Raw genomic sequence first — 12297 nt, forward strand, 5'->3', positions numbered from 1 at the left:
TTGTTCTTATATGCCCGGTACGAATAGGGGCTTGTAATTTTGGAAATGGTCTAAGGGAAATTCAGGTTGTGGCACTCCTTCTGGAAGCGGTTTTTGGGAAAACTGCTGGAAATATAGCAGGCAGGCGTCTTTCCACCATATCGCTTCGTTGTGCTGTATTTGGAGAAAAGTAAGTACTTGGTCATAGCGCTGGTCGTCCACATGGTTTTTGATGGATTCCCAGTCAGCAAGCATGCTTTGGGTCTGATCGACGCCCTTTTGGTAATGGAGCGCAATTTCATTCCATAGCGCATTACCTGATTTCATCTTATAATCCCATGGGAGGTGGTGAAACCATAAAAGGTATTTTTCCGGGCAAGTGTTCAGGTCACCATACTGCTGCTGGATTTCAGGTGCGTATTGCGACAGGGCATTGCTTCCAGATGCTGTCCGGTCAAAACCGATGCCGTCAGGCCCTGCTTGGTGGTAATAGGTGGAGGTCCAGTCATCACGGTGTTTGTCGGTGACCCAAGGGCCGGGGCCATAGTGATGGCTCCATCCCATGATATGATGGAGTCCAAGTGGGGTCATGTAATTGACCGCGGCTTCGTGGGATTGAAGCATAATGCGCTTGCCTTTGGTGACCAGTTCTTCGTCATTGCCAAAGGTCATCCTTAACCATTCTTGCGCAATGGTGGAGGCATCTTCATCTGGATTCCATGCTAATTTCCCAAAGGCGTACCAGTTGGCTTGACCAAACTGATGCCCCGTCCAGTTGCGGTCTGTGCCGATATTGGAGACACCGGCCATTCCTGAAAGTGAGTGGTTGTCAAGGCTTCCGTCCACTACTTTTGCCACGGTGGACCCTGGCCCTTTTGCATACGTGTCTGTGCCCAATACCTCTTCGAACAGCGAACCGAGAAACACCAAATGCGTGCCTTGTCCAAGGTACTCTTGGGTGATTTGGAATTCCATCATCAATGGTGTCTTGGGCATGGCGCCAAAGAGAGGGTGAAAAGGTTCGCGAGGCTGGAAATCGATGGCTCCATTTTTTACCTGCACCAGGACGTTGTCCTCAAATTCCCCGTCAAGTGGTTTGAATTCATTATAAGCTTGCTTGGCACGGTCATCAGGGGTTTCATTGTTGTAGACAAAAGCCCTCCACATCACGATTCCTTGGTGGGGTTGAAGTGCTTTGGCCAGCATGTTGGCTCCTTCAGCTTGGGTTAGGCCGTAGTTTTGTGGTCCCGGTTGTCCTTCCGAGTCGGCTTTGACAAGGAATCCGCCAAAATCAGGAATGTAATCATAGATTTCATTGACCTTTTTGTTCCACCATTTCTGCACATCGGGATTCAGTGGGTCTGCCGTATCGAGCCCTCCGGTTTCGATAGGGGCGCTAAAACGAGCGGTGAGGTACACTTTGATGCCATAAGGGCGGAAAGTATCGGCCAGGGCAGCGACTTTTTTAAGAAAATATGGGGTGAGGACCTGGGCGTTTGCATTTACGTTGGTCAGGACTGTTCCGTTGATGCCAATAGAGGCATTGGCACGGGCATAGTCAATGTATTGCGGTTTGATGTAATCGGGGAGTCGGTGCCAGTCCCAGATCGAAGCGCCAGCATATCCGCGTTCCACAGTCCTGTCGGGATTGTCCCAATGATTGAGCACCCTGATCTTGGTTTTTGGTATGGAAATGATGTCCAGTGAGGAAATGTCTTGATGTGTCTGCAGGAGCTTTAGGAAATCAAACGTTCCGTAGAGCAAGGCCTGATCGGTATTTCCGGTTATCCATAAGGTGTTTTCACCATTGTATTGGATGCTCTGGATGATAAATCCTTCAGCGTCAAGGTTGCTCCAGGTTTCTTCGGCCACTCTTGCGCTGAGGTCAGGGAGTTGCCCGCGAGTGCCGATAATGAGGGTGGTTTCTGGATCTGGAGAGTTGGAGAATTCCGGAGATGTACCTAGCATCTTTCCAAGTGCAAGATGGAGTTCTTCTTGGATGATTTCGGATGTGGCACTTTGTCCGGGAAGGGTGATGAATTGTACCTGCTTTTGGTAAGTGGATAGGTGTTCGGCGTTTTGTAAGGGACGGTATTGCAGCCAGAGGTTATAGCCGTCATTGGCTAAGCAAGTGTGGTGAACAATGCACAGAAGTGCCAAAACGAAAAGTAGGGTAAAAGACCTTTTCATACTATCCGGGTTTTATGGTTTTTGGGTTTTGTTGGTCAGGCTTCGCTTTTCTTTTTTAGCGAAGAGTCCCTAATGATCAGTTCGGACCTCAGGGTAATCGTATTCGTGTTTTGCAAAACACCCTCAGTGCTGTCGCTGAGGTGGTTGATCAGGTTTTTCATGGCTACTTCCCCCATTTCATATCCAGGGTAATGGGTAGTGGTGAGGTTGGGTTCTATTAGTCTGGAAATCATGTCATTATTGAAGCCTACTACGGCAATGTCTTCAGGAATAGCGATGCCTGCTTGTTTTAGAGAGCGAATACAGCTAGCAGCACAGGCGTCGTTGGAGACAAAGAGTCCGTCAGGCATCGGTTTCATGGCCAGTATTTTATTGGCAATATCTTCTCCGGCTTCCTCGTTGAGATCAGAATGAATGACATTGTCCTGGGAAAAGGGGATGTCATGATCCATTAGGGCGTACTTGTATCCTTTGAGCCTTTCGTCGTACACGTTGATCTTAAGGTTGCCCAAGACATGTACGATATTCTTGCAGCCTTGCTGGATAAGGTGCTTGGTGGCGTTATAGCCTGCTTGTCTGTTATCTATGATTACACCTGTACAGCCTGGTTTTGATGCTATCCTGTCAAAGAACATGACGGGTATTCCTTTTTCCATAAAGGGCTGGAAGTGTTCGGTTTTTTCCGTATTCCCTGCCAAGGAAACCAATAAGCCGTCCACGCGGCTATTGAACATGGACCTGGCATTGGCCCTTTCCTTTTCGTAAGATTCCAATGACTGGCTGATGATCAGGTTAAAGCCGGCCTCATTGGCTGACTTTTCCATGCCTGCCAGTACGGATGACTGGAAGGAGCTGTTCAGTCGTGGGACAATGATACCAATGTTATTGGTACTTTTCCTTCTCAGGTTGGAAGCGAAGACATTGGAGCGGTATCCCATTTTGTCTGCTGCTTCGAAGATCCGTTGTTTGGTTTTGGCATTGACGGCTGGATGGTCGTTCAGTGCCCTGCTGACAGTGGTAGGTGATACGCCAAGGTCTTTGGCAATGTCGTATATAGTGATTTCCTTGTTCATATTGGCAGAATTCTTTCGCTTGATGAATTTGTAATTCGATGCAATCGGTTGCTTTATTTTAGGGTTTCCTCTCTAACTACGATAATTTGCTGTGCTAAAGTAGTCCGATTTCCTTTTTAGAGGGGTTGATCATTGTCGCATTTATGGAGGGTTAGTCATGCTTGTACTTGGTACCCATGATATGCTGGGTCGAATATAGGATATATTTTTGATTTATGGAACCGATTGTATTAACGGAGTATATCGATTTATGAGTTGGCTGGATGGATATAATCCATTATAGTTGTAAATTTTGTGTATAGATTTGTTTGTGTGTAATAAGCTGTAAATCATATTTTTATATGTTTTTTTGTTTTTTGATGATATAATCAGATAGGTAAAATTTATGAAATCGATTGCAATAAATTCGGAAAATGTTGAGATTGGGGTGATAATGGTGTTATTTTGTTAAGAACAATAATTAAAAAAAATCATATGTTTAGAAGTCTACTAACAATATTAATTGGTGTTACCTTGTTCATAGCGATTGTTTTACCTGGCCTGTCCCAAGAGTTTTTGGCTGACCGTTCACACCGTAAACTGAAAAACTGGCAATTCGTTAAGGCAGACTTGTCCCAGGAGCCTGAAAAAAATTGGAGACTTTTTGAATGGGAGGAAGTGAAAGTGCCGCATACCTGGAATGATAAGGATGTGCTGACGGAAGGTTTAAAGTCTTATCATGGTGTAGGGACTTATGAGCACCGCCTCAAGGTGGGTGACCAGGATAAGGGAAAGAGACACTTTATCCGGTTTGAAGGAGTGAGTTTATATGCTGAAGTATATGTTAACCGACAGCTTGTAGGAAAGCATAGAGGCGGTTATTCTGCTTTTTGTGTGGAAGTGACAGATCAATTGCAGTATGGAAAAGAAAATCTGTTAGTTGTAAAAGTGGACAATGTCCCGAGCATTGATATGGCTCCGCCATCTGAGCAGTTGTTCCCTCTTTATGGCGGGATTTACCGACCGGTCACTTATTTTACGACACCTAATGTATGTGTATCCCCAATGGACTATGCCTCTAGCGGAGTGTATGTCCAGCAGCAGGACGTAAATGAAAGTCGGGCAAGTTTACAAGTTGAGGCATTGGTGTCTGCCGGAAAGCAATTGAACCCTGGAAAGTATGATCTTGAGGTTTCTTTTTATGATGCTTCTGGGAACGAGGTTGGTAAAACGAAAGAAAGCTTAAGCATTGAAGGCGAAGGACAGAATTCAAGCAGACTTTCGCTGGACATAGAAAACCCCCGGCTTTGGAATGGAAAGAAAGATCCTTATCTCTATACCTGTTCAGTAGTGGTATTGCATAATGGGCAAAGAATTGATGAAGTCCGGGAAAAGATCGGGTTGAGGTATTTTGAAGTGGATGAAAAAAAAGGTTTTATGCTGAATGGAAGCTCATATCCACTTTATGGGGTGTGTAGGCATCAGGAAATAGCGGGGTATGGACCGGCATTAAGTCCGGAACAGCACGAAAGGGATGTAGAATTGATCAATGAACTTGGTGCCACTACTGTGCGGTTGGCCCACTACCAGCAGTCGGATTATTTGTATGACCTTCTCAGTCAATCCGGCATAGTAATATGGGCGGAGATTCCCAATACACCTACTTACCAAGCCGAAAACCGATTATTTATGGAGAGTTGTGAACAGCAACTGAAAGAATTGATCAAACAGAATTATAATAAAGCAGGGATATTTACCTGGGGGATGTACAATGAAACAAGGGTGACACAAAAGGATCTCCAAGTGCTCCATTCGCTTGCCAAGTCATTGGACCCGGGGCGGCTTACGGTGTTTGCTGACAATATTAGACCGGCGGATGTTCATCAGGTGACCGATCTGGCAGCATGGAATCTATACTTTGGCTGGTATGGCAAAGCTGGTGATTGGAGCGGCTATGAGAAATGGGCGCGTAACGCTTGGGAGAGTAAAGGTGTGAAAATGGCCATCAGTGAATATGGAGCCGGTGGATCAATAAGCCAACAAGCAGAATATTTTGAGAAGCCTGATCCCACAGGACAATTTTTCCCGGAACAATACCAAGCATTTTATCATGAGAATGTCTGGAAAAATATTAAAGACCTTGACTTTATCTGGGGAAAATACATTTGGAATATGTTTGATTTTAGCTGGACAAAAGTCAATAGAGGCGATCGGGCTTTTATCAATCATAAGGGATTGATAACCCACGACCGTGAGGTGAAAAAAGATGCATTTTATTTTTATAAGGCCAACTGGTCAGATGAACCAGTCCTTCATATTGCCAATCGGAGATTGGTGGATCGTGAGCATCAGAATACTTCTGTAAAAGTATATTCAAACTTGGACAAAGTAGTACTCTATCTGAACGGTAAGAAAGTTTCTTCCCAAAAGGTGGAGTCTGATATACAAGTAATTACTTGGGATGGTATTCGGCTATCAGAAGGTGAAAATACCATTGATGTAATTGGATACAAGGGGAAAGAGCAGTTTGTTGACCAATGTACGTGGAATTTTAATTAAATGTAGATTGAGCTATTAACTGATCAGTTTATGAAACCTATACCAACAAGAGACTATTATTATGGGATTGATCCAATCATGGCGATGGTACGGGCCCAATGACCCGGTGAGTTTACTGGATATCAAGCAAGCGGGAGCCACGGGGGTGGTGTCTGCTTTGCACCAGATTCCGCATGGTGATGAATGGCCCATTCAGCTTATCCAAGAGCGAAAAGAGGTAATTCAAAAGACTGGCCTGACATGGTCAATAGTAGAAAGTGTACCGGTGCATGAGGCCATAAAAACCAGGAATGAGCATGCCGAGTTTTACCTGGAAAACTACCGGAAAACCCTGCGGAACTTGTCCAAGTGTGGTGTCAAAACAGTCTGCTATAACTTTATGCCCGTGCTGGACTGGACACGGACAGCCTTGGAGTGGCCACTGGAAAATGGAGCAAAGGCACTGTATTTGGACTGGATAGATCTTGCGGTATTTGATTTGAAAATCTTGGGCAGAAAAGATGGAGAAACATTTTATAAGCCGGAAATCCTTGCCCAAGTAGAAACAAGGCATGCCACGATGTCCAAAGAAAAAATGGAAGCATTGACGGAAATTATCCTAATGGGTGTGCCTACTGAAGGTGGGGTAACCTTGGAGGCCTTGGAGGAAAGCATTGGGATTTATGGTGAAATAGGTAAACAAGGACTCCAAAAGAACCTGACCTATTTCTTGGAGAGCATAGCCGATGTTTGTGAGGAGGAAGGTATTCAGATGACCATTCACCCTGATGATCCACCTTTTCCGATTTTGGGATTGCCGCGTATTGCTTCCAGCAGGGAGGATTTGGAGTACATCATCCGGGCAGTGGATAGACCTTTCAATGGGATCTGTTTCTGTACAGGTTCACTGGGAGCAGGTGTTCATAATGACTTGCCAGCTATCTTGGATGCCATCGGCGATCGCGTTTACTTTGCCCATCTGAGGAATGTGAAAAAAGATGCCTTGGGCAATTTTCATGAATCCGATCACCTGGATGGCGATGTAGATATGTGTGCTGTTATGGAGCGATTGGTCAAACTCAATGCACAGCGAAACATCCCTATTCCTTTCCGTCCAGACCATGGACATCAGATGCTGGACGATTTACAGAAAGAGACCAATCCGGGATATTCTGCGATCGGTCGGCTTAAGGGACTGGCCGAACTTCGCGGTCTGGAACGGGGGATCGAAGCGAGCTTCTCTGATTAGAACAAAGCAGTACCAGGTTTCAAGATTTAAGTATCAAGAGGTAAAGAACCCCTTCCAATCACGGAAATCCACTTAAAAATAACCATTAATGAACATTATAAAACACATCTTCCTTTTTACACTATTAGCCAGTCTTTTTTTTGTCTGTAGTCAGGTTTTTGCCAGGCAGTCAAACGACGTAGTTTCCAAACATGCTGGAGCAGGACGTTTCCCTTTGGTGGCAGATGCTGCTACTGCCTTGGTGGTGGACGATGAAATCGAAAAGAGCGTCTTGATAGCCACTGAAAATTTCCAAAAAGATGTCCATGCTGTCACGGGGAAAACTCCCGATCTGCTAAAAAAAGTTGCCTTGGCCGGGCATGCTCAAGTGGTGGTGATTGGTGTAGTGGGAGAAAGCTCCATACTGAAAAAACTGGAGAAAGCTGGCAAACTGGACCTAAGTGCCCTTAAAGGAAAGTGGGAGGTGTTTCACCGACAAGTGGTCCAGCAGCCCTTTCCGGGCGTAGATGAAGCATTAGTCATTGCGGGAAGTGATCCGCGAGGTGCTATTTTTGGCATATATGAGCTTTCTGAGCAGATAGGAGTCAGTCCGTGGAATTGGTGGGCCGATGTGCCTGTAAAGCATCTTGAAGAATTGCATGTAGGCAAGCAGCCATTTACCAGTAAAGAGCCTTCTGCCAAATACCGAGGAATATTCCTCAATGATGAGGATTGGGGGCTTCAGCCTTGGGCTGCCAAGACCTTTGAGCCGGAGACCGGAGACATTGGCCCAAAAACCTATGCCAAAATTTTTGAGCTTTTGCTACGGCTAAAAGCCAACTTTATTTGGCCGGCCATGCATCCAAGCACCAAAGCATTTTTCCATTATCCAGGCAATGCCCAGATGGCGAAGAGTTATGGTGTTGTCATTGGTACTTCTCATGCTGAGCCCATGCTTCGCAATAATGTCGATGAATGGGATCATGACCGATTAGGGGAGTTTAATTATTCCATTAACCGGGACCAAGTTTACAAATACTGGGACCAACGGGTTGAGGAGAGCCAAGGCATCGATGCTGTGTACACCGTCGGTATGAGAGGCGTGCATGACAGTGGAATGGAAGGTGCAGGCAGTACCGAAGAGGCTGCGAAGATATTGGAAAAAGTCATCCAAGACCAACGTGGAATGCTCGAAAAGCATATTGCGGCTGATGCAGCGACGGTTCCGCAGGCCTTTACTGCGTATAAGGAAGTGTTGGGGATTTATGATGCAGGGCTGGATTTGCCGACGGACATTACCTTGGTCTGGCCAGATGATAATTACGGTTATATTCGTCGGCTCAGTGATGCCAATGAGCGGCGGCGAGCAGGCGGATCAGGTGTATATTACCATGCCTCTTATTGGGGAAGGCCACATGATTACCTATGGCTAAGCTCTACACATCCCGCCCTGATCAGGGAGGAGATGATGAAAGCTTACCGCCTGGAGGCCCGGGATATTTGGGTGATCAATGTGGGAGATATCAAGCCGTTGGAATATAACATCCAGTTGTTTTTGGATATGGCTTATGATGTAAGGCCTTTCGAACAGCCAGCCTATGTCAAAGAGCACTTGACAGCTTGGCATAAAGGTATTTTTGGAGAGCAGGGAAAGGCCATAGCAGAAGTGAAATGGAAGTATTACCAGCTGGGCTTTGAGCGCCGGCCTGAATTTATGGGCTGGAGCCAAACCGAGCCTACTACACCTGTATTCGAAAGTGCCTATCATCCCTTTGTCGCTGGAGATGAAGTAGAAAGAAGGATCGACGCTTATCAAGCGATAGAGACGGATTTGCAGGAAATCAAATCCAATATGGACGAGGAGTATTTTCCTGCATTTTACCAGTTGGCTTATTACCCGGTGAGGGGAGCTTCCCTGATGAATCAGAAATTTCTCTATCGCCAAAAAGCATTGAGTTACCAAAAGGAAGGAAGGTTATCGGCAGCTGATTACGCTGCTAAGAGCCGTGTCGCTTATGATGAAATTGTGGAAGAAACGGCCTTTTATAACCAGCAGCTCCTTAATGGCAAATGGAATCATATGATGGACCATGCGCCCAGAGGGCTGCCCGTATACCAAGATCCTGAAATTGTCCTTGCAGAACGTAAGCCAGTTGAACATTCGGTCGGGATAAGTCTGGAGCGAGGAGGAATTGTCCAAGGTAAACTTCCCGTGTTCAATAATATGACCAAAAGAAAACATTTCTTTGACCTGTACCTGAAAAGTGAAGCAGAAGCCTCTTGGCAGGTAGTTTCCAAACCTGATTATATCCTTCTGAACCAATCTTCAGGAGTATTGGTGCCAACTGGCCAAAAGGAGACCAGGATTTGGGTGGAGATAGATTGGTCAAAAGTTTCCCGGTCGGAATCGAAGGTGACCGGAGAAATTCACCTTGAGGTGGATGGCCAAGCTGAATCCGTTCCGGTGGAGTTGAACAATATGGAAGAGGCCAAGGATGTCAGATTTGTCGCTGATAACGGGCAAGTGATTATGTATGCTGAAAATTACAGCCATAAAAATACCAATGGCCGACAAAGCTGGCAGCTAGTCGAGGGACTGGGCCATAGCGGGGCAGTGATGGGGACTTCACCTCTCAAGCAACCTAGCGTGAAAGGGGATTTTGAAGCCCAAGCTTCTTTGATCTTTGAATTTTATTTGGATCAAAGGGCGGACGAAGTGTCCATTGATTTTCAGGCCTTGCCTACCCATCCATTGACCAAAGAAAACGGCCTTAGACTAGGGTATTCTGTAAATGGCGCCGCTGTTCAGGTGTTGAACTTTGAGACGCATGGAAGGAGCGAAGAGTGGAAACAAAACGTCCTCCGCAATGCAGCCATCAAAACAGCACAGCATATTTCCCTAAAGGAAGGAATCAATACCCTGGAGTTGTTTTGGGTAGATCCCGGCGTGCTACTGGACATAATCAGAATAAAAACCTGTTCTTCTTTGGAAGAAGGATACGGCCTTTTACCTGAAACAAAGAAATAACATGTACGCTTTGGTCAAAGTCTACCTACTTTTGACCAAATTTATAATAAGTCTTTGGCCCCTGGATATCGAAAGTAACATGACGATAAGTTCTTTAAACCATGATTTTAACCATAAACCGATCATCTCTACTTATTGCCTTGATAGTGATGCTGACAGGTGCTTTGCAGGCCAAAGTAAGGCTTCCGCATTTAATCAGTGATGGGATGGTGCTGCAGCGTGACCAGCCTATCCGAATGTGGGGATGGGCCGATGCTGGCGAAAAAGTTACGGTTCGGTTTAGTGGGCAAAAAAAAGAAACCAAGGCCACTGAAGGTGGTGAGTGGGAGGTGTCTTTCCCCTCGATGAAGGAGGGAGGCCCTTACACTGTGCAGATGAATGGGGAGAATTCGATTATATTGGAGGATGTTTATATTGGAGATGTGTGGGCTTGTTCAGGCCAATCCAATATGGAGTTGACCATGGCGCGTGTGCAGCCGATGTTTCCCTGGGAATTTGAGCAAGAGGCCAGGCCCGCCATCAGGTATTTTGATGTGCCGGATGCCTATGATTTTTCCCATTTGCAAATGGACACCCCTGGAGGGGAATGGATCCAAGTAGACAAGGAGCATATCAGCCAATTTTCGGCGGTGGCCTATTTTTTTGCAAAACGGCTGAATGAGAAATACGATGTGCCGATTGGTCTGATCAATGCCAGTGTTGGTGGTTCACCCATTCAGTCTTGGATCAGAAAGGAGGAGCTGAAGCGGTTTCCAGAGGACTTTGCAGAAGTAGAAAAATTCAGGAATCCCGACTTGATCAAGCAAATCGAAAAACAAGACCGAGAACGCATTAGCACTTGGCAAAAAGCCGTGTGGCAGAAGGATAAAGGCTACGCCCAGCCAGCTGCGCCGTGGTCTTCATCGGATGTAGAGCCCGATGACTGGGGAGAAATGGAACGCTTGACGCTATTGCCCTTAAAAGATGATCGGGCCGTAAATGGCGTTTATTGGTTCAGAAAGGAATTTGAGCTCGATGATCCCCAGGTCAGTTCGCTTTCTGCTAAGCTGCTTATGGGAACGATGATCGATAGTGATTCGACCTATGTCAATGGCCAATTGGTAGGCTCGACAGGCTATCGCTATCCTCCACGGCGCTATAACGTGCCAGCGGGAGTGTTGCGGCAGGGGAAGAACGTGTTAGCGGTAAGGCTGATAAGTGAACGCGGTCAGGGAGGTTTTGTGGAGGAGAAGCCCTATCAATTGGAAGTGGGCGACCAGGTCATCGATTTGAAGTGTGATTGGCATTATCAGCTTGGCGCATCCATGCCAGCGCTGCCAGGGCAGACCTTTGTACGATGGAAACCGCTAGGGCTGTATCAGGCGATGATGGCTCCCGTGCAGCAGTTTCCGGTCAAGGGCGTGATCTGGTACCAAGGGGAATCCAATACCGGAAATCCCTCGATCTATGCTGAGCAAATGAAAGCGTTGATCAATGGCTGGCGCAAGGCCTGGGATTGTAAAGACCTGCCCTTTCTTTATGTGCAGTTACCCAATTTTATGGAGGTTTCCGAATCGCCCCAAGAAAGCAACTGGGCCGTTCTCCGGGAAAAACAGCGAACGGTGGCGAAGGATGTGTCTCACACTGGCATGGCCGTGGCCATCGATGCTGGTGAAGCCAATGACATCCATCCGCTGGACAAAAAGACCATTGGCGACCGATTGGCACTTCTGGCCTTTGCCTTGGCTTATGGTGAAAAGGACGGGCCGTTTTCTGGCCCTTCCCTGGAAAGGGGCAAAGTCCAAGAAGAGGTGATTGAGCTTACTTTTGAGACGGCAGGCAGTAGATTGGAAACGTCTGATGGCCGTGCCCCCAAAGGGTTTGCTGTGGCAGGAGAGGACGGAGATTTCCATTGGGCGGATGCCCGGATCGAAGGAGAAAAAGTGATCTTGTCCAGTCCAATGGTGAAGAGTCCCAAGACAGCTCGGTATGCCTGGGCAGATAACCCCGAAAGGGCTAATCTGGTCAATACGGAGGGACTGCCGGCCTCACCGTTTGAAATTTCGGTAGAATAGCGTAAGAAAAAGTATCAGTTCTTCCCTGGCAGGGGAGGTCAGGTGGGGTGTTTTGGTGCAAAAAGGCGCCACAATGGGCAGGGAAATCGCTTTTCAAAAAAAAATGTTGTATAAATCACAATTTCTAATTCGTCGGAATGACAAAGGCATTGTTAGAATGGCGTAGCTAGTGGAATAAGCCGTCTCTCATCTAAAAGCGATTTTCCAGTCACAATGGGCCAGTTTTGT

The 12297-nt window shown here is 46.5% G+C and carries 6 protein-coding genes; 4 read left to right on the top strand and 2 right to left on the bottom strand.

What is annotated here, in order from left to right:
- Positions 1 to 6: 6 nt before the first annotated feature.
- Together FKX85_RS09070 and FKX85_RS09075 are read right to left on the bottom strand one after the other, a co-directional pair.
- Complete coding sequence (locus FKX85_RS09070) at positions 7 to 2169, bottom strand: alpha-glucuronidase family glycosyl hydrolase (RefSeq protein WP_141614421.1); 2163 nt, start codon at positions 2167 to 2169, stop codon at positions 7 to 9.
- A gap of 35 nt (positions 2170 to 2204) precedes the next feature.
- Positions 2205 to 3242: a LacI family DNA-binding transcriptional regulator gene (locus FKX85_RS09075; RefSeq protein WP_141614422.1), complete on the bottom strand. Its 1038-nt coding sequence runs from the start codon at positions 3240 to 3242 to the stop codon at positions 2205 to 2207.
- A gap of 474 nt (positions 3243 to 3716) precedes the next feature.
- Between FKX85_RS09075 and FKX85_RS09080 the strand changes: the two genes are divergently transcribed.
- From FKX85_RS09080 to FKX85_RS09095, 4 genes are all read left to right on the top strand, one after another.
- Positions 3717 to 5780, top strand: coding sequence for a glycoside hydrolase family 2 protein (locus FKX85_RS09080; RefSeq protein WP_141614423.1), 2064 nt, complete (start codon positions 3717 to 3719; stop codon positions 5778 to 5780).
- Positions 5781 to 5841: 61 nt separating this feature from the next.
- Positions 5842 to 7008 carry a mannonate dehydratase gene (gene uxuA / locus FKX85_RS09085; protein ID WP_141614424.1) on the top strand — a complete coding sequence of 389 codons (1167 nt, stop codon included), beginning with the start codon at positions 5842 to 5844 and terminating at the stop codon, positions 7006 to 7008.
- A gap of 88 nt (positions 7009 to 7096) precedes the next feature.
- The gene (locus FKX85_RS09090; RefSeq protein ID WP_141614425.1) at positions 7097 to 10015 is read left to right on the top strand and encodes a glycosyl hydrolase 115 family protein; all 2919 of its coding nucleotides are present in this window, start codon (positions 7097 to 7099) and stop codon (positions 10013 to 10015) included.
- Between the two features lie 101 nt (positions 10016 to 10116).
- The gene (locus FKX85_RS09095; RefSeq protein WP_141614426.1) at positions 10117 to 12069 is read left to right on the top strand and encodes a sialate O-acetylesterase; all 1953 of its coding nucleotides are present in this window, start codon (positions 10117 to 10119) and stop codon (positions 12067 to 12069) included.
- The last annotated feature ends 228 nt before the right edge of the window (positions 12070 to 12297 follow it).

Source organism: Echinicola soli (assembly GCF_006575665.1).
Taxonomy (GTDB): domain Bacteria; phylum Bacteroidota; class Bacteroidia; order Cytophagales; family Cyclobacteriaceae; genus Echinicola; species Echinicola soli.

Coding starts and splice junctions, on each gene's coding strand:
- FKX85_RS09070 (WP_141614421.1), bottom strand. CDS start 2,169: ATGAAAAGGTCTTTTACCCTACTTTTCGTTTTGGCACTTCTGTGCATT.
- FKX85_RS09075 (WP_141614422.1), bottom strand. CDS start 3,242: ATGAACAAGGAAATCACTATATACGACATTGCCAAAGACCTTGGCGTA.
- FKX85_RS09080 (WP_141614423.1), top strand. CDS start 3,717: ATGTTTAGAAGTCTACTAACAATATTAATTGGTGTTACCTTGTTCATA.
- uxuA (WP_141614424.1), top strand. CDS start 5,842: ATGGGATTGATCCAATCATGGCGATGGTACGGGCCCAATGACCCGGTG.
- FKX85_RS09090 (WP_141614425.1), top strand. CDS start 7,097: ATGAACATTATAAAACACATCTTCCTTTTTACACTATTAGCCAGTCTT.
- FKX85_RS09095 (WP_141614426.1), top strand. CDS start 10,117: ATGATTTTAACCATAAACCGATCATCTCTACTTATTGCCTTGATAGTG.